The organism is Amycolatopsis sp. NPDC051372 (genome assembly GCF_040682095.1).
Classification (GTDB): domain Bacteria; phylum Actinomycetota; class Actinomycetes; order Mycobacteriales; family Pseudonocardiaceae; genus Amycolatopsis.
The window spans coordinates 18,273-39,123 of the sequence record NZ_JBFBAF010000022.1 but is presented as its reverse complement, the minus strand read 5'-3'; the positions used below and the strand labels follow the sequence as shown (position 1 = coordinate 39,123).

Below are 20,851 nucleotides of genomic sequence, written 5' to 3'. Positions count from 1 at the left end.
GATCCCGGTACGGTCTGTGTTCGTCCACTGGGGAAAGGATGTCCGTGATGAACCGGGAAGTAGTGGTCACCGGCGGTGGCACGGGAATCGGCTACGCCATCGCGGCCGCGTTCGCGCGCGCCGGCGACCGCGTGACGATCACCGGCCGCCGCGAGAGCGTGCTCGCCGAGGCCGCGGCGCTGCTCGGTGCGAAGGCGGTCGCGTTCGACGCCGGCGATCACGAGGCCGTCGAGGCGGCCTTGCCCGAACTGCCGGAACGCGTTGACGTATTGGTGAACAACGCGGGCGGCAACACCGATTTCCTCCGCGACGACAACATCGACCTCGCCACCCTGAACACCGCCTGGACGGCCAATTTCCGCGCCAACGTCTTCACCGCCGCGTTGGTGACGGCCGGTTTGCGCGACCGGATCGCCGACAACGGCCGAATCATCACCATCGGGTCCATCGCCGCACACACCGGCGCCGGTTCGTACGGCTGGGCCAATGCGGCCGTCGAGGCGTGGAACTCGGATATCGCCAAGGTTCTGGGGCGACGGCGGATCACCGCGAACGTGGTCGCGCCCGGCCTGGTCGTGGACACGGAGTTCTTCCACGGCAAGCTCACCGACGAACGCCGCGGCCGGCTGGTCGCCAACACGATGAACAAACGAGAGGGCCGTCCGGAAGACATCGCGGATGTCGTGGAGTTCCTCGCCGGTCCCGGCGCGGGCCATGTGACGGGTCAGGTCGTGCACGTCAACGGCGGCGCGTACCAGGGCTCTTAGGTGCCCGGAGTGACACGCAGCAATTTGTCATCCGATCCGTTCGAGGTGGTCACGTAAAGCGCGCCGTCCGGCGAGGAACGGACGGCGCGCAACCGCCCGAACCGGTCGTCGAATTCGGGCGGAAGCGTCACCGAAGTGACATTCGCCGCGGCATCCAGGTGCAGTAGCAACAGTTTCTGCCCCTTCAACGCCACCACGGCCAACGCGCCCTCATTGGCACCCCACTGAGATCCGGTCAGGAACGCGTCACCGGAGGTCGCCTCGGTGATCTCCCCGGAAGTCCAGAGTGGACGAACCGCGTCGGGGAACCGCGTGAGGTCCGTCATCGGCACGCTCTCGTCGTACGAAGAATCCGTGCCGCCCTTCGACGGATCCCACCCGTAGTTCGCGCCCGCGCGCAGAAGGTTCACCTCGTCGTCGAACGTCGGCCCGTGCTCGGAAGTCAACACCTGCCCGGTCCCGGGCCGGATCGCGACGCCCTGGACGTTGCGGTGCCCGTAGGTGTAAATCCGCCGCTCACGCGGATCTGTCGAAGCGAAGAAAGGGTTGTCCGGCAACGCTTCGCCGGTCTTCGCGTTGATCCGCAGCACCTTCCCGCCCAGGCTGTGCCGGTCCTGCGCGATCGTCGACCGCGCCGTGTCCCCGGTCCCGACGAGCAGCGCGCCGTCCGGGGCCAGCGTCGGCCGGCAGCCGGAGTGCCGGCCGCTGGGGTTCACCGGCAGCCCCGTCAGCAGGTCCCGCACCTTCGACGCGCTCGCCCCATCGGGCGCGAGCCGCCACGTGATCAGCCGGACGTCGACTGCCCGGCCGCTCTCCTGATGCGTCTGGCACGTTGTGAACTCCCGCGACGAAGGGAAATCCGCCGCGAGCACCATCCCCATCAACCCGCCCTCACCCTGCACGAGGACGTCGGAGAAGTCGGCGCGCACCTCAGTGGTCCGCCCACCCCGGATCAAGGCCAGCTTGCCCGGCCGCTGCGGCACGAGCAGCGACCCGTCCGGCAGGAATCCGACGTCCCACCCGTGCTCGAGCCCGCCCGCCACCTCTTCGACGCGAAACCCGGTGGCAGACGCCGACGAAGGCGCGCTCGTCAACGGCGGTGGCGCACTTGCCGCCCCCGTACAAGCGGCAGCGAGCACCGCGACCGACGCGAGCAGCACGACTCCGGGCAGGCGCATACCACCCAGCATGCCCGACAAAAGCGACGTTCGCGTCTCAATCGCCGGGCCGGACCAGCCCCGACTCGTACGCGAACACCACCGCGTGCACCCGGTCGCGCAGGCCGAGCTTGGCGAGGACCCGCCCGACGTGCGTCTTCACCGTCGTCTCGCCGATGATCAGCTTGCCCGCGATCTCGCCGTTCGACAGCCCGCGAGCGATCAGTCCGAGCACGTCCTTCTCACGCTCGGTGAGCGAACCCAGCTTCGCCGACTCGACGGGCCGCCCGGTCAGGTAGCGGTCGAGCAGCCGCCGAGTGACCGACGGCGACACCATCGCGTCGCCGCGCAGCACGCCGCGGATGGCCACCAGCATCTCGTCCGACGGCGCGTCCTTCACCAGGAACCCGCTCGCGCCGGCGCGCAGGGCCGAGTAGGCGTATTCGTCGAGGTCGAACGTCGTGATCACCAGCACCCGCACGTCCGGCAGGGCGGCGCAGATGCGCTCGGTCGCGGCGACGCCGTCGAGCACCGGCATGCGCACGTCCATCAGCACCAGGTCAGGTCGCCGTTCGCGGGCGATCCGCACCGCCTCCGCTCCGTCGCCCGCCTCCGCGACGACGTCGAGGTCCGGCTGACTGTCCACGATCATCCGCAGCCCGACGCGCACCAGTTCCTGGTCGTCGCAGATCAGCACGGACGTCATCGCGCCGCGTCCGTCCGCAGTGTCGCGAGCACGCGGAACCCGCCGTCGGGCAGCGGGCCCGTTTCGAGTTTGCCGCGGTAGAGCTCCACGCGCTGCGCCATCCCGGCCAGCCCGCGCCCCGACGACGGCAGCCCGGCCGCCACGGGCTCGTGGCCCCCCGTGTTGGTCACCTCGACCAGCACCTCGGTGCGCGTGAACTCCACGCGCACGCGGGCGGACGCGTCGGCGGGAGCGTGTTTGAGCATGTTGGTCAGCGCCTCCTGGACGATCCGGTACGCCTGCAGCGCGGCGCCCGTGGGCAGGTCGGTGGCATCACCGGTCACTTCGAGCTCGACGTCCCGCCCGGACTGCTCCACGAGGGTGCGCAGCTCGTCGAGCGTCGGTTGTGGCGTGCGCGCGGGCTCGCCGGCGTGCATCACCTCGAGCAGCCGCCGCAGCTCCGCGAGGGCACCGCGCCCGGTGCGGCTGATGGTGTCGAGGGTGCGGTCCACGGCGTTCGGGTCCTGGTGCCGCGCGAGCTTCGCGCCCTCCGCGTTGAGCACGATCACGCTCATGCTGTGGGCGAGCACGTCGTGCAGCTCGCGCGCGATGCGCGTGCGCTCCTCCGCGACGGCCGCGCGCGCCTGCGCCTGCCGCTCGGACACCGCGAGGTCCGCCCGCAGCCGTTCCTCGTCGGTCAGCTGCTCCTTCGCGCGGAAGAACTCGCCGAGCGCCCACGCCGCGATGTGCAGCGGCAGCACCCCGACGATCGTCAACGTCGGGTTCTGCGTGGCGACGCCCCACGTGGCCCCCCACATCCAGTCGAGGCCCAGCACGGCCGCCGCGATCACCGCCGCGAACCGGCGGTCACCCTTCTTGACCAGCGTGAACAGCACCACCGCCATCGCCAGCTCACTGCGCCCACGGTCGAACGCCCACACCTCGTTCGTGTAGACGGCCACCACCCCGGCGATGATCAGCACCGCCGTCGTCCGCGGCCAGCGCCGTCGCACGAGCAGCGGCAGCAGGAACGCCAGCGGCACCAGCCGCAGGGACCAGTCGCCGGCCGCGATGTTCGGCCCGAGCAGCACGAAGACGGCGTACAGCGGCAGGTCCAGCGTCCAGCGCTGCCTGCGTACCCACATCACCAGTGCTCGCACGTCTCCGAACGTAACGCTCGCCGGCCGCTCGCCGCGTCCTTCCGCGGTATGCCTCGCCTCCTCCGATGGGACGACCCACAGGGCCCGATCGGCCGATCCGCGGCCACACCCGACGTCCCTAGTTTCGGGAACATGTCGATCACCACGGAGTTCTTCCGGCACCCCATGCTGACGGGTGCTGTCGCGGCGAGTTCGGGGTTCCTGGCCACGGCCATGACCCGAGGCCTGGGTCTCGAGGGCGCGTCTTCGGTCGTCGAGCTGGGGCCGGGGACGGGGGTGTTCACGTCGGCGGTGCTGGCGTTGCTGCCGGCGTCTGCGTCCTTCACGGCTGTGGAGATCAATCCCCGGCTGGCCTCTTCGCTGCGTTCGCGGTTTCCCTCGGTCTCGGTGGTGTGCGGCTCGGCTTCCTCGTTGGGTTCCCTGGGGCTGGCCCCACCGGACGTCGTGATCTCCGGCCTGCCCTGGACCGCCATGCCTTCTTCGCGACAGCAGGAGATTTTGGACTCGGCCTGCTCGATCCTGTCCCCGCGCGGCTGCTTCACGACCTTCGCCTACGCGCACACCGCCTGGACACCGCCGGCCCGCCGCTTCGCCCGCCTGCTGCGCAGCCGCTTCTTCGTGGTCGAGCGGACTCCGGTGGTGTGGCGGAACTTGCCGCCGGCGTACGTGTATCGGGCCGCTTTGCCGGTTTGCGCTGGGGTTTCCCGTGAACGCTCTGCTGCACCCGCTTCTTGACGCACCCGCTGTGGTCGTCTACGTCGTGTGTGCCTTGGTGATCACGGCGGAAACGGCTCTGCTGCCGGGAATCGTGCTGCCGACACTGTCCACTTTGCTGCTGATGGGTTTCCTCGTGCAGCGGGGGACTTTGTCCTGGTGGGTGGCTTTGGTGGTGTGCGTTTGCGCCGCTGTTCTCGGCGACCAGGTCGCGTACTGGGAGGGGCGGATGTTGGGCCCGCGGCTGCGTTCTTCGCGGCTGGGGCGCCGGGTTGGCGCGGCGCGCTGGGACCGGGCCGAGTCGGTGATCGTGCGGTTCGGCGTGCCGGCGGTTGTTTTGGGCCGGTGTTTGGCGGGGGTGCGGACGTTGGTGCCCCGAGTGGCGGGCTCGGCCGGGCTGCCGTATCGGCGGTTTGTGGTGGGGAGTGTTTGTGCCGCGGTCATGTGGGCGGGGGTGGAGTTGCTGGCGGGGCAGCTGGCGGGGTGGGTTGTGCCGTAAGCAAAGCCGCCGTTTGCGCGTCCGCCGGCAGGAACGTCTCCAGGCTCAGCTCCGCGATCGTCACGTCGACGGCCGTCGTGAGGCGGGTGATGGCGGTGATCAGGTGGAGGTCGCCCAGAGAGGTGGACAGCTGCAGGGGCACCGCGAAGCCGAGGTGGTCCGGCGAAGGCGGCGAAGGCGCGGGCAGGTACGACGTCAGCTCCGCCAGCAACTCGGCCTGACGCGGATTCGGCAGGCCCTGGCGGGGGCGTTCGAGCACGTGTTGCGCCCAGTCGGCGAAGTTGTGGATGCGCGGGGCCATGCCGTCGGGGTGGAGGGCGAGGCGCAGGACGTTCACGGGTGGAGCCAGCAGGTCCGGCGAGACGCCTTCCGTCAGGAGAGTGAAGGCGTCGTTCGCGGAGACCAGCGTGCCGTAGCGGTCGATGATCAGCGCCGGGTACGGGCGGTGGCCGTCGAGCAGGGCCGTCAAGGAATCGAGGACGGGGGCCAGCCGGGGGTCGCCCAGTGGCGTCTCGGCGTAGCGCGGGGCGAAGCCGGCCGCCAGGAGCAGGGCGTTGCGTTCGCGCAGGGGCAGGCCGAGGGCTTCGGCCACGCGGACGACCATGCCGCGGCCAGGAGTCGAACGGCCACGTTCCAGGAAGCTCACGTGCCGCTGCGTGGTGCCGGCGGCCAGGGCCAGGTCGAGCTGGCTGAGGCGGCGGCGGGTGCGGGCGTCGCGCAGCGCGGTGGCGAAGGCCGGGTCCATGGGGCCAGGCAAGCAGAACCCGTGCCATTCCTTCAAGGGAATTGCCGCCGGACCCGCGGCGGAACAATCTCGACCCCATGCACTACGGACTCCTCCTGCCCGCCGGGCAGGCCCAGCTTCCCGTCACCGCCGTCGTCGAGCTCGCGCGCGAGGCCGAGCGCCTCGGCTTCGACTCCGTCTGGGCGGGCGACTCGCTCGTGCGTGCCCGGGCCGAGCCGCTCACCTTGCTGACCGCCGTCGCGCAGGCCACCGAGCGCGTGACGGTTGGGACCGCCGCGCTGTTGCCCGCGTTCCGCCAGCCCGTGCAGGCCGCGTGCGCGATCTCGACCCTCGACCAACTCTCCGGCGGCCGCCTCGTGCTCGGCCTCGGCGCGGGGTTCCCCGGCTTCAGCGAGCCGGAGTTCGACCTGGTCGGCGTGCGGTTCAAGACGCGCTTCTCCCACCTCGACGACGTCGCCCGCCTCTGGCGCGACCTCTGGACCGGCACGCCCCGCTCGTTCCACGGCAAGGTCCTCCACCACGACTGGCTCCCCGACGTCCCCGCGCCCTCCCGCCCCGGCGGCCCCCCGCTGTGGCTCGCCGGCGCGACGCCGTCCGCCCTCCGCCGCACGGCCGACCTCTACGACGGCTGGCTGCCCTACCCGCCCGACCCCGCCGACTACGCCCGCGGCCTCACCACCATCCGCTCCCTCTCCGACCGCCCCATCACCCCGGCCCTCTTCGCGACGGCCTTCATCGCCGACGAGCCCGCCCGCGGCCGCCAGTCGCTGGACACCTACTGCCAAGCCACCTACGGCCGCCCGCTGTCCGCGATCGGCACCATCCAGACGATGCTCACCGGCCCGGTCCAGACCGTCGCGGCCGGCTTGCGCGAGTACGAACTCGCTGGTGCAGACCATATTCTGATCCGCATCGCCGCCCTGGACGCCGGCGTGGTGGCCGACCAGTTGCGCCTGCTGTCCGGACTCTTGCCGACCAATTCCAAAGAACGCTGAACCCTCGAGTGCCTTCCATCCGTGTCATGAACGGATCCCCACCCGGGGGATCCGTTGACACGAAAGGAAAGCCATGAAGATCACCGGAGACCCCGACTGGAACCGCGATGCCACCCGGGCAGCGTTTGTGCCCGTTCGAGTGAACCCCTGAACCAGCGCCCAGGTCCCCGCCGTGTCACCCGCGGACTCGATCACCGGGATCCGTTGCCACGGAAAGGAAGTGCAGTCATGACCACTCCTCACGTCTTCCGCGCGGGCGCGCCCGCCAACCTCGCGACGTTGCGCTCGCTGCGGGAGCTGCCGGGTAGGTGGATGGGCAAAGGGTTCAACCTGATCTCGCGCCCGGACAAGCACGACGAACAGCCGTTCTTCCTGCAGCTCAGCGCGACGCAGGAGACGATCGAGTTCGCGCCCATCGGCGCTCCGGTGCCGAACCGCGGTTCGGCGCAAGACGACATCTTCTTCCGTGGCGTGCACTACACACAGCAGATCGCGGACGCGGCCACGGGCGGTGCGCTGCACTTCGAAACGGGCATGTGGCTCGACGTTCCGGCCACCACCGCGCCGGCCGCTCCCGAGACCGTGACCAGGCTCGCCACCATCCCGCACGGGGATGCCTTGCTGGCGCAGGGAGAACCGCTGGCCGTGCCAGGCGGGCCGCGCATCGATCCGGTGGATTCGACGCCCATCACGACCAGCACGGGCAAACCGGTCACCGACGACAAATACCTGGCGCCGTTCAAGAACACCGCGCTGCCCGTCGGCATCCCGGCCGAAGCGGTGCTGAACCCGAACGTGCTGCTCACCGACGCGATCAAGGGCCAGAAGATCACCGAAACCGTAGTGCTGCCGCTCTCGACCACCGACGCGATCGGCGGCACGGCCGGCGGCATCCAGAACATCCCGTTCGTGGTGGCGAACGCCAACGCCACCAGCATGACGGCCGTGTTCTGGATCGAGAAGGTCGAGGACCCGGTGCTGGGCCACTTCCTCCAGCTTCAGTACACGCAGACGATCATCCTGCGCTTCCTCGGCATCGACTGGCCGCACATCAACGTCGCGACGCTCATCAAGCAGTAAGCGGCACTCCTGCCGGCCGGCGGCAAGGACTCCAGCCCGGCTGGAGACACCGGCCGGCTCAAGGCACATGCGCCGCCAGCCCATCCAGCACCCGCGCCAGCCCCGCTTCGAACAGCCGATCCTGCCGGTCCTCCGCGTGCGGCGTCTCAGCTTCCACGATCACCCGCGTGAACCGCGGATAGAGGCCACTGCCGACGATCGTCGGGCCGTACTCGCCTTGCTGGTCCATCCATTGGGCGTGCGTGAGGCCGGAGCGGTGGGCGGCGGCGCGGTCGCCGAGTTCGCCGAGGACGTGGCCAAGCACGAAGGCCGACAGGGTGCCCAGGTTGGCGAGCATGTCGTCGGTCGAGAGGTCAAGGCCGTCGAAGGCCGACAGCGAGAGTTCCAGCCAGCGCAGGCTGTTCGGGCCGTGGTTGGTGCGCCCGGAGGACAGGCCGGCCAGCCACGGGTGCCGTAGCGCGAGGCCGCGCTGCGCGCGGGCGATCGTGGCGAGGTCGGTGCGCCAGGACCCGCTCAGCCGCGTGCCGGCGAGGGAACCCATGACCTCGTCGACCATCAGCTCGAGTACATCGTCCTTTTTGGACACATAGCGGTACAGCGAGGTCGTGCCGGCGCCCAGCGCCGAGGCGATGCGCCGCATCGACACGGCGTCCAGGCCCTCGGCGTCGGCGAGCTCGATGCCCGCGCGCGCCACATCGACGCGGCTGTGGGCGGGGCGGGGGCCGCGCGTGCCGTGTTCGGGGCGCATCCAGATCACGGGGTAGTCCGCCACCGCCCGGGCCTCCTCGCCGACTCGAAAAACAAGCTATTGCGTACCCAGTTCGGTATACCAGGAACACTGTAACCGGGTTTTGGGGGGCGAACATGGACTACGACGTCGTCGTGGCCGGTGCGGGGCCGGTCGGCCTGATGCTCGCCGCGGAGCTGAGGCTGGGCGGCGCCAGTGTGAAAGTCCTGGAGCGCGAGACGGAACGTCCGCCGACGCGGTACGGCTCCATGGGCGCCCGCGCGCTCAACGCCCCCAGCGTCCACGCCCTGCACCTGCGCGGGCTTCTGCCCGAAGTCGAGTCCGCCGCCCTGTGGTGGTTCAACGGGCAAGCCCTGCAACGGGAACAACCACCAGAAGACATCTTCGTCGGCCACTTCGCCGGCATCGGCGTCCGCGCCAGTCGACTCAAGCCGGACACGCAGCAGGAGTTCCTCGGTGCCGGCGTGATCGCCCAAGCCGATCTCGAAACCATCCTCGAAGACCACGCCACCCGCCTGGGCGTGCACGTCGAAAGAGGCGCCGAACTCGTCGGCTTCGAAGACGGCACCGTCCACACCACAGCCGGCACGATCACCACGAACTGGCTGGTAGGCGCCGACGGCGGCCGCAGCACCGTCCGCAAGCTCGCCGGCTTCGAGTTCCCCGGCGAAGATCCCGTCTTCACCGGCCGCCAGGCGATCGTCGAGCTCGACGACCCGGCCGAACTCACCGCGGACGGCTGACAGCGCACCGAAAACGGCTCCTACACCGTCGGCGGCTGGGCCCCCGAAGCCGGCAAAGCGCTGCGCATCCACACCGTCGAATTGACCGCCCCCACCGACACCGGCCCCGTCACCCGAGAAGAACTACAAGCCAGCCTCCGGCGCACCACCGGCACCGACTTCAAGATCACCAAGCTCCATCAAGCCACCCGCTACTCCGACACCACCCGCCAAGCCACCACCTACCGGCAGGGCGACGTCCTCCTCGCCGGCGACACCGCCCACGTCCACTCGCCGGCCGGCGGCCAAGGCCTCAACGTCGGCCTCGGCGACGCCACCAACCTGGGCGGGAAGCTCGCCCTCGTCGTCCGCGAGCAGGCCCCCGAAACGCTCCTGGACACCTACACCGAAGAACGCCATCCCATCGGAGCCTGAGCCCAGCGCTGGAGCATGGCCCAAACCGCCCTCACCCAGCACCGCGGCGCCCGCGCCGACGCGCTGCGCGAGGTGATCACCGACCTCCTCGACACCCCCGACGGCGCCACCCACGTCGTCACGCGGATCAGCGGCACCTGGCAGCACTACGGCGAAGGGACCGACGAAACCCTCCTCGGCCACCGCGTCCCCGACCTCCCACTGGACGACGGCACCACCCTCGCCGCCCACTTCCGCGCGGGCAAAGCCGTCCTCCTCGACGCGGGCGCCAACGCCACAGCCACGGCCGCACCCTGGTCGGACCGCCTGACGATCACCACCGCCAGGCCCACCGCCTTCCCCGACCAGCCTCTCGCGGCCTTCATCCGCCCCGACGGTTACGTCGCCTGGGTGAGCCCCGGCCAAACCGACCTGCGCGCCGCCCTCACCACGTGGCTAGGTCGCCCCCGGACTGTCGGTGCCCCGACGTAGTCTGGAAGACGTGACCGACGCTCCACTGTCCGGACTCCTCCAAGCCATCCTCCCCGACCCCGCCCTGCGCGGGGTCGTCGAACGCGCCGGCGCCCCGCTGCTCGAGCTGCAGGGCGCCGTGACCGCACGTCAGCTGGTCGCCGCCGCGCTCGCCGAAGACGAATCCAGAGGCGGCGCGGGCCGCCACGTGCTGGCCGTGACCGCCACCGGCCGGGAAGCCGACGAGCTCACCGCCGCCCTCGAAGCCCTGCTCGGGCGCGAGAAGGTCGTCGATTTCCCCTCGTGGGAGACGCTGCCCCACGAGCGTCTCTCGCCGCGCGCCGACACCGTCGGGCGGCGCCTCGAGGTGCTGCACCGCCTGCACAAGGGCGACGACGAGCTCAAGGTCGTCGTCTCCACCGTCCGCAGCCTGATCCAGCCCATGGCCCCCGGCCTCGGCTCGCTCGACCCCGTCGACCTGGTCGTCGGCGAGGAGCAGAGCTTCGAAGGCTTGCTGGAGCGCCTGGTCGAGCTCGCCTACACCCGCGTGGACATGGTCGAGAAGCGCGGCGAGTTCGCCGTGCGCGGCGGCATCCTCGACCTGTTCGGGCCCACCGCGCAGCACCCCGTGCGCGTGGAGTTCTGGGGCGACGAGGTCAGCGAGATCCGCGCGTTCGCGGTCTCCGACCAGCGCTCCCTGCCGGGCGAGATCCAGCACGTCACCGCGCCGCCGTGCCGCGAGCTGCTGCTCACCGCCGACGTCAAGGCCAAGGCCGCCGAGCTCGCCGTCACGTATGAGGCAGACGCCCAGCTGGCCGAAATGCTCACGAAGCTCGCCGACGGCATCGCCGTCGAAGGCATGGAAGCCCTCATCCCGGTGCTGTGCGCCGGCGAGCTCACCCTGCTCACCGACGCCCTGCCGCGCGGCAGTCACGTGCTGCTCGCCGACCCGGAGAAGATCCGCGCCCGCGCCCACGACCTCGTGCGCACCGGCCAGGAGTTCCTCGAAGCCTCGTGGACCACGGCCGCGGCGGGCGGGCAGGCGCCCATCGACCTCGGTGCTTCGGCCTACCGCGACCTCGCCGAGATCGCCGAGCACGCGCAGGACACCAAGCGTGCCTGGTGGACGATCACCCAGCTGAGCAGCGAAGACCCCGACGTCTACCGAGTCGGCGTCGAGGCCGCGCCCGCTTACCGCGGCGAGTTCGACCGCGCGATGACCGACTTGCGCGCCCACGTGGCCGCCGGCGGCACCGGCGTGCTCGTGGTCGCGGGCCACGGCACGGCCAGCCGCGCCGTCGAGCAGCTCACCGCGGCCGAGGTCCCGGCGGCGCTGGCCGGCGAAGGCATCACCGAGGCCCCGCACGCCGGCGTCGTCACCGTCACCTGCGGCGCCCTCGTAGACGGCTTCGTCTCACCCGAGCGCGCCCTCGTGGTGCTCTCGGAAGCCGACCTCACGGGCCGCGGCGCCACTGCCGGAACGTCCACAAAGGACCTCAACGTCAAGATGCCGTCGCGGCGGCGCAACGCCGTCGACCCGCTGGCCCTGAAGGCCGGCGACTACGTGGTGCACAACCAGCACGGCATCGGCCGCTTCGTCGAGATGGTGCAGCGCACCGTCGCCGGCGCCACGCGCGAGTACCTGCTGCTGGAGTACGCGAGTTCCAAGCGCGGCCACCCCGGCGATCGCCTGTTCGTACCCACCGACCAGCTCGACGAGGTCTCCCGCTACGTCGGCGGCGAGCTGCCCACGCTCAACAAGCTCGGCGGCTCCGACTGGAAGAACACCAAGGCGCGCGCCAAGAAGGCCGTCAAGGAGATCGCGGCCGAGCTGGTGCAGCTCTACGCGGCCCGCCAGGCTGCGCCCGGCCACCCCTTCGGCCCCGACACACCGTGGCAGGGCGAGCTCGAAGACGCGTTCCCGTTCACCGAGACCAACGACCAGCTCGCCGCCATCGACGAGGTCAAGGCCGACATGGAACGCGGCGTCCCCATGGACCGCGTGATCTGCGGCGACGTCGGCTACGGCAAGACCGAGATCGCCGTGCGCGCCGCGTTCAAGGCGGTGCAGGACGGCAAGCAGGTCGCCGTGCTCGTGCCGACCACCCTGCTCGCGCAGCAGCACCTGAACACCTTCACCGAGCGCATGCAGTCGTTCCCGGTCACCATCAAGGGCCTTTCGCGGTTCACGCACAAGGCCGAGTCCGACCAGGTCCTGGAGCAGCTCGCCGAGGGTGAGGTCGACATCGTCATCGGCACGCACCGCCTGCTGCAGACCGGAATCCGGTACAAGGATCTCGGCCTCGTGATCGTCGACGAGGAGCAGCGCTTCGGCGTGGAGCACAAGGAACACATCAAGGCGCTGCGCACCCACGTCGACGTGCTCACGATGTCGGCCACCCCCATCCCGCGCACGCTGGAGATGTCGCTCGCCGGCATCCGCGAGATGTCCACCATCCTCACCCCGCCGGAAGACCGGCACCCGATTCTGACGTATGTCGGCGGCTACGACGACAAGCAGGTCGGCGCCGCCGTCCGCCGCGAGCTCCTGCGCGACGGCCAGGTCTTCTACGTCCACAACCGCGTGTCCTCCATCGAGAAGGCCGCCAAACGCATCCGCGAGCTGGTGCCCGAAGCGCGCGTCGTGACCGCCCACGGCCAGATGAACGAGGACAAGCTCGAAAAGATCATCCAGGGCTTCTGGGAAAACGAGTACGACGTGCTCGTCTGCACCACGATCGTCGAAACCGGCCTGGACATCTCCAACGCCAACACCCTCATCGTCGAACGCGGTGACCTACTGGGATTGGCCCAGCTCCACCAGCTGCGCGGACGCGTCGGCCGCGGTCGTGAACGCGGCTACGCCTACTTCCTGTACCCGCCGGAAGCGCCGTTGACGGAGACCGCGCACGACAGGCTCGCGACCATCGCGCAGAACACCGAGCTCGGCGCGGGCATGGCTGTCGCGATGAAGGACCTGGAGATCCGCGGCGCGGGCAACATCCTCGGTGCCGAACAGTCCGGCCACATCGCGGGCGTCGGCTTCGACCTGTACGTGCGCCTGGTCGGCGAAGCCGTCGAAGCCTTCCGCCGCCACGCCGGCGCCGAGCCCAGCGAGGAAGAGGAACTCGCCGAAGTCCGCGTCGACCTCCCCATCGACGCCCACATCCCCCACGACTACGTCGAAGGCGAGCGGTTGCGGTTGGAGGCCTACCGCAAGATCGCGGCCGCGCCCGACACCGCGGGCCTCGACGCCGTGCGCGAAGAACTCATCGATCGCTACGGCCTGCCGCCCGCGCCCGTCAACCGTCTGCTTGCGGTGGCCGCCTTCCGCCACACCTGCCGCGCGGCGGGCGTCACGGAGGTTGCGGTGCAGGGCAACACCATCCGCTTCGCGCCATTGCCATTGGCCGATTCGCAAATGGTGCGGCTGAAACGCTTGTACCCCAAGGCGCTGTACAAGGCGGTGACCAACACCGTCTCCGTGCCCAAACCCACCGAAGGCCCGGCCGGCGGCCGCATGGGCGCGCCGACACTGCGCGATGTCGAACTGCTCGAGTGGTGCACGAAGCTCCTGAGCCAGCTCACGAAAACCCCCGCCGTCGTGTGACGCTGTACGCGGCTGGGCACAGCGCGACCTTTGGGCGAACTACCAGCGGAAACGTTGGAGTGGAACCGGTTTCGACCGTACGCTTCCTCGCATGGACGACCGCTATTCGACCGTGCGCAGCCGCCAGCTCGGTGTCCGTCTGCGAGAGCTGATGGAAGAGCACCACTGGGGAGTGCGGGAAATGGCGCGCCGGTTGGGCTGGCCGCCCACCCGCATCTCCAACATGTTCAACGCGCGGCGGGGCAGCAAGTACATCGACGTGGTCAAGATGCTCACGCTCATGGGAGTGATCGGTGACAAGGCCGATGAGATCTACGCCCTGTGTGACGACCTCGACGAGCCAGGACTGCTGGAGACCTATCCGAACCTGCCAGCGCAGGTGAAAACGTTGGTGTGGCACGAAGAGCGCGCGAGCGCGATCGCTGCATACCAAGAGATGATCATGCCCGGCCTTCTGCAAACTCCGGCCTATGCACGAGCGCTGGCCGAGGAAGCTGGCACGGTGCCTGACCGTGACGACCTTGATCAGCTGATCTTCGCGCGCATGTCGCGGCAGACGCTCCTGAGCCGGCAGCCTCTCATCAAGTTCGACTTCTTCTTGCACGAGTTCGTTCTGCGACTTGAGGTGGGCAGGACTGACAAGAGTGTGATGTCGGGGCAGCTGCACCACCTCTTGCAGCTGGCGGTTCGGCCGAACGTTTCGATCCGGATCGTGCCCGCAGCGCTCGGTAGTCACGCTGCGGTGGCAGGTCACTTCCAGCTGATCGATTCGGAGGACTTCGGGCCGGTTGCGTATATCGACAGCGAGGTGGCTTCGCTCTTCCTGGAGAAACCTGAGGAGATCAAGGCCTATCGAGGTGTTCTTAAGCGCCTTGGTAGCGCTGCGCTCGGTGAGGCAGAATCGAGGGAGCTCGTAGCCGACATGGCCATCGAGCTCTACTCACCAGGAGAGCAGTCGCATGTCCCTCGAATGGCGCAAGAGCAGCTACAGTCCCAATGCCGGTGACTGCGTGGAGGTTGCGACCGGTCGCGAGGTGCTCGTTCGCGACACGAAGGACCGCGAGGGCGGCCACCTCACCGTCCCCGCGGTTGCCTGGCAGGAACTTCTCAGCCGCTTGAACTGAGCTGGAACATCGGCGGCTCACCTGTTGCCAGCTGTAAACGGACTTCCTCTTTCGGCGTAGGCACCGCGCCCGCGCCGGCCATCGGCAGGGGCCGGGGGCGGCGCGGCACGCGTGAGCCCGAGCCGCCGCCGCGGCCGGGGTACACCAATAACCCGTGTTCGGGGTCGGGGACGGCGTCGAGGGCGGCCGTCACCGCCGGGAGGCCGCGGAACCGGTCGCGTTGTGCCTCCGTGGCGAACTCGATCTCGAGCGTGACGCCCCACCGGTGGACGTGCCACGTCCACTGTTCGGCGCCATGGGTCAGGGCGGCTTCGGTGAGGTTGTCGCCGTGCGCGCGTTGCCAGCTGTGCGCTGCGAACTCCCCGTCGAGAACCTCGATCGACAACCACGAGTCCATTTGTCGACAATAATGCTTCGCGCACCCCGATGGTGTTGCGTTTCGGGGGCGGCGGTGTGAGAGGGTATGGCCTGTGATGCGGATCATGGGGCGCCTCGGCTCGAAAAAACGGTCTAGCGCGCTGGTGGGTGTCGTTGCCAGTGGTCTCCTGCTCGCCGGGTGCGGCGCCGGCCCCAGCCAGGTGGGCACCGCGGCCGTCATCGACGGCCAGGTCACCACCATCGACCAGGTGCAGGGCCTGCTGGACAAGGCCGTCCAGGAGCAGCCGTACGCGCAGCAGCTCGCCGCGCAGCACAAGCTCGACCTGGTGGGCCGGGAGATCGTGCGCCAGCAGCTGCTCCACGCCGTGGTGCGCAAGGCCGCCCAGAAGGAAGGCCTCTCCACCGACGACGCCGCCATCTCCGCCGCGATGTCGCAGGGCGATCCGCTGGCCGGGGCGCTGCCGGAGAACCTCGCGCAGGACCAGCCCGCGGCCGTGACGCAGCTCGTCTGGCGCGTGCGTGACCACCGTGAGGCGATCACCGACCAGTACCTGGAGCAGAAGCTCGCGGCGAAGTACCTGCCGACGCTGTCGGTGAACTTCGACTACACGAGCATCGGTGCGCCGACGTCCGACAGCGAAGCGCCGGCCATCGACGCGGCGACCGCGCGGAGCCAGGCCATCGCGAAGGCCGAGGAATACGCGGCCAACCCCAACGCCATCCAGGCCGAGATCCAGAGCCGCGCGCAGGGCAACGTCGGGCAGCAGGCGCCGGCGCTGTCGTCGCCGGAGGACGCCGCGACGGTGCTGTTCGGCGTTCCGGCGAACACGGCCATCGCGTTCCAGCCGAACCCGACGTCGGCGCCGACGTGGTGGGTCACGGCCATCGTGCGGCAGCGCGCCACCGACAAGCCGGTGGCCACCGACCAGGTCCAGCAGCCGACGCCCGACCAGATCGGGGCGATCGGGGTGCGGTTGCTGCAGCCGTACGTGAACGACGTGGACTACAAGATCAACCCGCGCTACGGCGTGTGGGACCCGGTCGGCATGGACCTCGCGGCCAACGCGAACAGCTTCCAGGGAATCGTGCTGCCGGTCCGGGGTAGTGCTCCGGCTCAGCAGTGAGCGGGTCGGTTGTCGTCGTCGCGCATGGGGCGACGGTGCCGGCCGAAGCGGTCGGTTTGGTGCGTGGCGCCGCTGTGTACGCGGCTTCGGACGTTGACGCTGCGCAGTTCGGCGTGGCGCCGGTTCCATCCGGTATTTCCGGTGATTTCGTGCTGATCACCGGGTCGACGTCGTCGCCGGAAGCTGCCGCGCTGGTGGCCGCGGGTGCGCGCGTGATCGAGGCTCCGGTGGCGCCGCTGGTGGAAGCCGCCGAGGTCATGGACCGCCTGCGCTCGCCCGGCGGCTGCCCGTGGGACGCGGTGCAGACACACGAAACGCTCCGCCAGTATCTGGTCGAGGAGACCTACGAGCTGCTCGACGCCATCGAGGAGAGCGACCGCGAGGCCCTGCGCGAAGAGCTCGGCGACGTCCTCCTGCAGGTGCTCTTCCACGCTCGCGTGGCCGCGGAGGACGCCGAGGATCCGTTCACGATCGACGACGTCGCGCGGGCGTTGACGGCGAAGCTCGTCGGGCGGCACCCGCACGTGTTCACCGACGCGGCGAAGGTGGCCACGGTCGATCAGCAGAACTTGAAGTGGGAAGAGCTCAAGCAGGCGGAGAAGCAGCGTCGCTCCATTGTGGACGGTGTTGCGCTCGGCCAGCCGGCGGTCGCGTTGGCCGCCAAGCTCGGGCAACGCAGCGGGCGGGCGGGGATTCCGCTGGACCTGTTCCCGGCCGGCTCCGATCCGGCCTCGCAGCTGTTCCGCACGGCGGCCACGGCGCGCCGGGCGGGCACTGACCCGGAGGGTGAGCTGCGGGCCGTCGCGAAGCAGTTCGAGCGTGACATCCGGGCGGCTGAGGAAGCGGCGCGGGACGCGGGCGTGGAGCCGTCGACGTTGGAAGCGGACGGCTGGCGCAAGTTCTGGCCGTAACGGGCATTTCGGGTTTTCTTTTTTCGCGATGCGATGGTGCGGTGGGCGCCTGTTCGGCCACGCTGTGTGCCCTGGGCGGTACGTCACGCAGTGATCGCGCGCACTCCCGCGTGCCTTCTGTCCCGGGCGGACCGACGATGGTGGCTGGCTGGTCGTCGGTGGAGGAGTTGGGTATGAGCGTGCTGGACGGGATTCTCGAGGGTGTCCGCGAGGATCTGGAGGAGCGCAAGCGGTCGACGTCGCTGGCCGACCTGCAGGCGCGCGTCCGTGATCTGCCGCCGACGCGGGATCCGCTGCCGGCGTTCCGCGCACCCGGCGTGTCGATCATCGCCGAGGTGAAGCGCAAGAGCCCGAGCAAGGGCGCGCTCGCCGACATCACCGACCCGGCCGCGCTCGCGGGCCAGTACGAGCAGGGCGGTGCGGCGGCCATCAGTGTGCTGACGGAGCGTCGCCGGTTCGGCGGGTCGCTGGCGGACCTCGAAGCCGTGCGGGCGCGGGTGGACGTTTCGGTGCTGCGCAAGGACTTCATCGTGGAGCCGTACCAGCTGTGGGAGGCGCGGGCGTTCGGCGCGGATCTGGCGTTGCTGATGGTCGTCTCGCTCGAGGGTTCGCTGCTCGACGACCTGCACGGCCTCGCGGTGGAGCTGGGCCTGACGCCGCTGGTGGAATCGCACACGGCCGGTGAGCTGGAGCGCGCGGTCGCTTGCGGGGCGCAGGTGCTGGGGATCAACGCTCGTGACCTCACGACGTTGGAGGTCGACCGGACCGTGTTCAAGGAGCTCGGCCCGCAGATCCCGGCCGACCGCGTGCGCGTGGCGGAGTCGGGCGTGGCCGGCCCGGGTGACGTCGCGGAGTACCGCGGCTGGGGCGCGGACGTCGTCCTGGTCGGCGAGGCGCTGGTGCGCTCGGGCGACCCGGTGACGTCCGTCCGCGACTTCATCCAGGGTTAGGGCTTCAGGACGATCCGGCCGAAGACCTCACCGTCGTCCATCTTCCGGTGGGCCAGTGCGGCTTGGTCGAGCGGCAGGATCTCGTGGACGACGCCTTGGAACCTGTCGTCGTCGAACTGCTCCAGGCGCACTTGTCGCAGCTCCTCGCGGGGCACGGTGTCGGCGCTGAAGGTCATGAACGACAGGGACTTCTGGAAGTTCTGCAGGAGCTTCGCGGCGAAGTCGCCGGGGGGCATCCCGCCGACCACGCCGACCACGACGAGGCGGCCGTTGGGGTTGAGCTTGTCGAAGAAGTCCGGCAGGTTCGGGCCGGCGATCAGGTCGATGATGACGTCGTAGGTGCCTTCGCCGGTCCCCGCGCGGTCCAGGACTTCCGTCGCGCCGAGCTTCTTGAGGCGCCCACCTCGCTCTCGGTTCGAGGTCGTGACGGCCACCGTTTTGGCACCGTTTCGCGCCGCCAGCTGAACCGCCGACCCCCCGATGCTCCCGGCCGCCCCGCGCACCAGCACGGACTCGCCGGCCTCGAAGTGCGCGTGCGCCAGCGCGAAGTGCGCGACGGCTCCCGAGGTGCCGATGGCCACGGCATCTTCGCTGGTCAGAGCCTCGGGGATCGGCAGGAAATCACTGGCCACCGCTTTTTCGGCGTACCCGCCGCCCGTGCCGGTGAACGCCCACACCCGCCGGCCCTTCAGGTTCTCGTCGAGGCCCTCGCCGACCGCGACGACCGTCCCGGCGACTTCGCTGCCGGGGATGTGGCCGGGTTTGAAGCCGTAACTGCCGAGCGTGCCGCGCCGGATCACCGCGTCCACCCCGCCGACCCCGATGGCCTCGGTCTCGATCAGCACCTGCCCCGCACCGGGCGAGGGCTCCGGTGTCTCGATGACCCGCAACCCCTCGGGCGGCCCGAACTCCTGAATCGCCACTGCTTTCACCTGCGTGTTCTCCTCTCGATCTCGCCCCCGACGCTAACGGACGGGGGCGTCCGTTTCGGCTAAAGTGAGAGCGTGACGGCTCGTTTGCCTCAGACCTCGCACCCCGACTCCGCGGTCTCGGGGGGTGCTGCTTCGCCCGCAGCGGCCTCGCGCGCCGCCCTGGGCTCGGACGCCGCTGCGTCGGGCCCGGCGGCACCGCGCGCTGTTGCCTCGCGCGCCGCTGTCCTGCCTGTGGATGCTGTGCGTCCGGCTGCTTCGGGCCCGGCGATGCCGAGTGCTGCTGCTTCGCGGGCGGATGTTGTGCGTTCGGCTGCTTCGGGCCTTGCGATGCCGAGTGCTGCTGCTTTGCCTGTGGATGCTGTGCGTCCGGCTGTCTCGGGCCTTGCGATGCCGAGTGCTGCTGCTTTGCCTGTGGATGCTGTGCGTCCGGCTGTCTCGGGCCTTGCGATGCCGAGTGCTGCTGCTTTGCCTGCGGATGCTGTGCGTCCGGCTGTCTCGGGCCTTGCGATGCCGAGTGCTGCTGCTTCGCCTGCGGATGCTCTGCGTCCGGCTGTCTCGGGCCTTGCGATGCCGAGTGCTGCTGCTTCGCCTGCGGATGCTCTGCGTCCGGCTGCCTCGGGCCCGGCCATGCTGAGCGCTGCTGCTTCGCCTGCGGATGCCATGCGTCAAGCTCCCTCGGACCCCGCCACGCCGAGCGCTGCTGCTCCGTCGGCGACTGTCTCGCGCCCCGCCACCCCGCGCGCTGCTGTTCCGCCCGCAGCGGCCTCGCGCGCCGACGTCGGTGACTCGGCCGCTTCGCGCACCCTCCGCTCCGACGCCCGCGACAACCACGACCGCATCCTCACCGCGGCCCGCGAGGTCTTCGCCGCTGAAGGCCTCGACGTCCCGATGCGCGAAATCGCCCGCCGCGCCGGCGTCGGACCCGCCACGCTCTACCGCCACTTCCCGACCAAGGAAGACCTGGCGGGCGCGGCTTTCGCGGACCAGCTGCAGGTCTGCCGGCAGATCGTCGACGAGGGCCTCGCGACCCCCGACCCGTGGCTCGGCTTCTGCCTGGTGATCGAAGAACTGTTCGACGTCCACGCCCGCGACCGCGGCTTCACCGCGGCCTTCCTCTCGCGCTTCCCGCGCGCCTTCGACTTCACCACCGCCCGCGACTCCGCCCTCACCTCGATCGCCGAACTGGCCCGCCGCGCCAAAGCCACGGGCCACCTCCGCCCCGACTTCGTGGTCGACGACCTCGTCATGGTCCTCATGGCCAACAACGGCATCCACGCCACCTCGCCCGCCGCGCGCGTCGCGGCTTCGCGTCGCTTCGCCGCCCTCGCCATCCAGGCCTTCCGCGCCACCCCGCAGCCGTCACCGCTCCCACCCGCGGCTCGCCTGCCTCTGCACCCGGTGGTGTGACCACGGCGGTGCTGGTTGACGGTTGTCGGTGCTTCTCGTCGCTTCGCCGTGTTGGCGGTCCAGGCCTGTCGCGCCGCTCCTCAGCCGTCTCTCACCGGTGGCCCGCATGTCCTCTGCGCGCGGTGGTGTGACCACGGCGGTGCTGGTCGGCGGTTGTCGATGCTTCTCGTCGCTTCGCCGTGTTGGCGGTCCAGGCCTGTCGCGCCGCTCCTCAGCCGTCTCTCACCGGTGGTCCGCATGTCCTCTGCGCGCGGTGGT

General features: G+C 70.0%; 20 protein-coding genes and 1 pseudogene. 14 read left to right on the top strand and 7 right to left on the bottom strand.

Features of this window, described 5'->3' with window-relative positions; genetic code table 11:
- Positions 1–47: 47 nt before the first annotated feature.
- Positions 48–767, top strand: a complete 720-nt coding sequence (locus tag AB0M56_RS30105) for an SDR family oxidoreductase (protein ID WP_364181952.1) — start codon at positions 48–50, stop codon at positions 765–767.
- On the opposite strand, the gene AB0M56_RS30100 is transcribed toward AB0M56_RS30105, so the two are convergent.
- From AB0M56_RS30100 to AB0M56_RS30090, 3 genes are read right to left on the bottom strand one after another with little or no spacing between them, the layout of a single operon-like run.
- Positions 764–1,945: a PQQ-dependent sugar dehydrogenase gene (locus tag AB0M56_RS30100; RefSeq protein ID WP_364181950.1), complete on the bottom strand. Its 1,182-nt coding sequence runs from the start codon at positions 1,943–1,945 to the stop codon at positions 764–766. The two genes, AB0M56_RS30105 and AB0M56_RS30100, sit on opposite strands and share 4 nt — an antisense overlap.
- A gap of 37 nt (positions 1,946–1,982) precedes the next feature.
- On the bottom strand, positions 1,983–2,630 hold the full coding sequence (locus AB0M56_RS30095; protein WP_364181947.1) for a response regulator transcription factor: 648 nt from the start codon (positions 2,628–2,630) through the stop codon (positions 1,983–1,985).
- Positions 2,627–3,754 carry a histidine kinase gene (locus tag AB0M56_RS30090; protein WP_364182301.1) on the bottom strand — a complete coding sequence of 376 codons (1,128 nt, stop codon included), beginning with the start codon at positions 3,752–3,754 and terminating at the stop codon, positions 2,627–2,629. The genes AB0M56_RS30095 and AB0M56_RS30090 overlap by 4 nt, the downstream gene beginning before the upstream one ends.
- A 147-nt stretch (positions 3,755–3,901) precedes the next feature.
- On the opposite strand from AB0M56_RS30090, the gene AB0M56_RS30085 reads away from it, so the two are divergent.
- Together AB0M56_RS30085 and AB0M56_RS30080 are read left to right on the top strand one after the other, a co-directional pair.
- Positions 3,902–4,504: a methyltransferase domain-containing protein gene (locus AB0M56_RS30085; RefSeq protein ID WP_364181944.1), complete on the top strand. Its 603-nt coding sequence runs from the start codon at positions 3,902–3,904 to the stop codon at positions 4,502–4,504.
- The gene (locus AB0M56_RS30080; protein WP_354863998.1) at positions 4,476–4,982 is read left to right on the top strand and encodes a DedA family protein; all 507 of its coding nucleotides are present in this window, start codon (positions 4,476–4,478) and stop codon (positions 4,980–4,982) included. The genes AB0M56_RS30085 and AB0M56_RS30080 overlap by 29 nt, the downstream gene beginning before the upstream one ends.
- On the opposite strand, the gene AB0M56_RS30075 is transcribed toward AB0M56_RS30080, so the two are convergent.
- On the bottom strand, positions 4,924–5,727 hold the full coding sequence (locus AB0M56_RS30075) for a helix-turn-helix transcriptional regulator (RefSeq protein WP_364181943.1): 804 nt from the start codon (positions 5,725–5,727) through the stop codon (positions 4,924–4,926). The genes AB0M56_RS30080 and AB0M56_RS30075 overlap by 59 nt on opposite strands.
- Before the next feature lie 77 nt (positions 5,728–5,804).
- Between AB0M56_RS30075 and AB0M56_RS30070 the strand changes: the two genes are divergently transcribed.
- Entirely contained in the window at positions 5,805–6,722 is a 918-nt protein-coding gene (locus tag AB0M56_RS30070; RefSeq protein WP_364181940.1) for an LLM class flavin-dependent oxidoreductase, read from the top strand.
- A 228-nt stretch (positions 6,723–6,950) separates the two neighbouring features.
- The gene (locus AB0M56_RS30065) at positions 6,951–7,802 is read left to right on the top strand and encodes a heme-binding protein (RefSeq protein ID WP_364181937.1); all 852 of its coding nucleotides are present in this window, start codon (positions 6,951–6,953) and stop codon (positions 7,800–7,802) included.
- A 58-nt stretch (positions 7,803–7,860) separates the two neighbouring features.
- On the opposite strand, the gene AB0M56_RS30060 is transcribed toward AB0M56_RS30065, so the two are convergent.
- Positions 7,861–8,574, bottom strand: a complete 714-nt coding sequence (locus AB0M56_RS30060) for a TetR/AcrR family transcriptional regulator (RefSeq protein ID WP_364181934.1) — start codon at positions 8,572–8,574, stop codon at positions 7,861–7,863.
- A 92-nt stretch (positions 8,575–8,666) separates the two neighbouring features.
- Here AB0M56_RS30060 and AB0M56_RS30055 point away from each other — a divergent pair.
- From AB0M56_RS30055 to AB0M56_RS30035, 5 genes and pseudogenes are all read left to right on the top strand, one after another.
- Positions 8,667–9,707 (top strand): annotated as a pseudogene (locus tag AB0M56_RS30055) (FAD-dependent monooxygenase).
- A 15-nt stretch (positions 9,708–9,722) separates the two neighbouring features.
- Positions 9,723–10,178 carry a hypothetical protein gene (locus AB0M56_RS30050; protein ID WP_364181932.1) on the top strand — a complete coding sequence of 152 codons (456 nt, stop codon included), beginning with the start codon at positions 9,723–9,725 and terminating at the stop codon, positions 10,176–10,178.
- 25 nt (positions 10,179–10,203) lie between these two features.
- Positions 10,204–13,767 (top strand): transcription-repair coupling factor, encoded by a 3,564-nt coding sequence (gene mfd, locus AB0M56_RS30045; RefSeq protein ID WP_364182298.1) that lies wholly within the window; start codon positions 10,204–10,206, stop codon positions 13,765–13,767.
- Positions 13,768–13,858: 91 nt separating this feature from the next.
- Positions 13,859–14,773, top strand: coding sequence for a helix-turn-helix transcriptional regulator (locus AB0M56_RS30040; RefSeq protein ID WP_364181929.1), 915 nt, complete (start codon positions 13,859–13,861; stop codon positions 14,771–14,773).
- Entirely contained in the window at positions 14,727–14,891 is a 165-nt protein-coding gene (locus AB0M56_RS30035) for a DUF397 domain-containing protein (RefSeq protein ID WP_364181927.1), read from the top strand. Before AB0M56_RS30040 ends, AB0M56_RS30035 begins: the two co-directional genes overlap by 47 nt.
- Here AB0M56_RS30035 and AB0M56_RS30030 read toward each other — a convergent pair.
- Positions 14,875–15,288: a hypothetical protein gene (locus AB0M56_RS30030; protein ID WP_364181922.1), complete on the bottom strand. Its 414-nt coding sequence runs from the start codon at positions 15,286–15,288 to the stop codon at positions 14,875–14,877. The genes AB0M56_RS30035 and AB0M56_RS30030 overlap by 17 nt on opposite strands.
- A 124-nt stretch (positions 15,289–15,412) precedes the next feature.
- Here AB0M56_RS30030 and AB0M56_RS30025 point away from each other — a divergent pair, with 124 nt between their 5' ends.
- The 3 genes from AB0M56_RS30025 to trpC all read left to right on the top strand — a co-directional run bounded on the left by AB0M56_RS30025 (position 15,413) and on the right by trpC (position 18,254).
- The gene (locus tag AB0M56_RS30025; RefSeq protein ID WP_364181919.1) at positions 15,413–16,393 is read left to right on the top strand and encodes a hypothetical protein; all 981 of its coding nucleotides are present in this window, start codon (positions 15,413–15,415) and stop codon (positions 16,391–16,393) included.
- Positions 16,390–17,304 carry a MazG family protein gene (locus AB0M56_RS30020; protein WP_364181917.1) on the top strand — a complete coding sequence of 305 codons (915 nt, stop codon included), beginning with the start codon at positions 16,390–16,392 and terminating at the stop codon, positions 17,302–17,304. The genes AB0M56_RS30025 and AB0M56_RS30020 overlap by 4 nt, the downstream gene beginning before the upstream one ends.
- Before the next feature lie 173 nt (positions 17,305–17,477).
- A complete protein-coding gene (gene trpC / locus AB0M56_RS30015; RefSeq protein ID WP_364181914.1) occupies positions 17,478–18,254 on the top strand; it encodes an indole-3-glycerol phosphate synthase TrpC in 777 nt (258 codons plus the stop codon).
- Here the strand turns inward: trpC and AB0M56_RS30010 are convergent.
- Positions 18,251–19,186 (bottom strand): zinc-binding dehydrogenase, encoded by a 936-nt coding sequence (locus AB0M56_RS30010; RefSeq protein WP_364181912.1) that lies wholly within the window; start codon positions 19,184–19,186, stop codon positions 18,251–18,253. The genes trpC and AB0M56_RS30010 overlap by 4 nt on opposite strands.
- Positions 19,187–19,846: 660 nt before the next feature.
- On the opposite strand from AB0M56_RS30010, the gene AB0M56_RS30005 reads away from it, so the two are divergent.
- Positions 19,847–20,593 carry a helix-turn-helix domain-containing protein gene (locus tag AB0M56_RS30005; RefSeq protein WP_364181909.1) on the top strand — a complete coding sequence of 249 codons (747 nt, stop codon included), beginning with the start codon at positions 19,847–19,849 and terminating at the stop codon, positions 20,591–20,593.
- Positions 20,594–20,851: the final 258 nt, after the last annotated feature.

What these genes read in the sequence shown, in the direction of transcription:
- AB0M56_RS30035 (WP_364181927.1), top strand. Translation starts at nt 14,727, where the DNA reads ATGTCCCTCGAATGGCGCAAGAGCAGCTACAGTCCCAATGCCGGTGAC.
- AB0M56_RS30030 (WP_364181922.1), bottom strand. Translation starts at nt 15,288, where the DNA reads ATGGACTCGTGGTTGTCGATCGAGGTTCTCGACGGGGAGTTCGCAGCG.
- AB0M56_RS30085 (WP_364181944.1), top strand. Translation starts at nt 3,902, where the DNA reads ATGTCGATCACCACGGAGTTCTTCCGGCACCCCATGCTGACGGGTGCT.
- AB0M56_RS30070 (WP_364181940.1), top strand. Translation starts at nt 5,805, where the DNA reads ATGCACTACGGACTCCTCCTGCCCGCCGGGCAGGCCCAGCTTCCCGTC.
- AB0M56_RS30065 (WP_364181937.1), top strand. Translation starts at nt 6,951, where the DNA reads ATGACCACTCCTCACGTCTTCCGCGCGGGCGCGCCCGCCAACCTCGCG.
- AB0M56_RS30105 (WP_364181952.1), top strand. Translation starts at nt 48, where the DNA reads ATGAACCGGGAAGTAGTGGTCACCGGCGGTGGCACGGGAATCGGCTAC.
- AB0M56_RS30040 (WP_364181929.1), top strand. Translation starts at nt 13,859, where the DNA reads ATGGACGACCGCTATTCGACCGTGCGCAGCCGCCAGCTCGGTGTCCGT.
- AB0M56_RS30050 (WP_364181932.1), top strand. Translation starts at nt 9,723, where the DNA reads ATGGCCCAAACCGCCCTCACCCAGCACCGCGGCGCCCGCGCCGACGCG.
- trpC (WP_364181914.1), top strand. Translation starts at nt 17,478, where the DNA reads ATGAGCGTGCTGGACGGGATTCTCGAGGGTGTCCGCGAGGATCTGGAG.
- AB0M56_RS30100 (WP_364181950.1), bottom strand. Translation starts at nt 1,945, where the DNA reads ATGCGCCTGCCCGGAGTCGTGCTGCTCGCGTCGGTCGCGGTGCTCGCT.
- AB0M56_RS30005 (WP_364181909.1), top strand. Translation starts at nt 19,847, where the DNA reads ATGCGTCAAGCTCCCTCGGACCCCGCCACGCCGAGCGCTGCTGCTCCG.
- AB0M56_RS30075 (WP_364181943.1), bottom strand. Translation starts at nt 5,727, where the DNA reads ATGGACCCGGCCTTCGCCACCGCGCTGCGCGACGCCCGCACCCGCCGC.
- AB0M56_RS30090 (WP_364182301.1), bottom strand. Translation starts at nt 3,754, where the DNA reads ATGTGGGTACGCAGGCAGCGCTGGACGCTGGACCTGCCGCTGTACGCC.
- AB0M56_RS30095 (WP_364181947.1), bottom strand. Translation starts at nt 2,630, where the DNA reads ATGACGTCCGTGCTGATCTGCGACGACCAGGAACTGGTGCGCGTCGGG.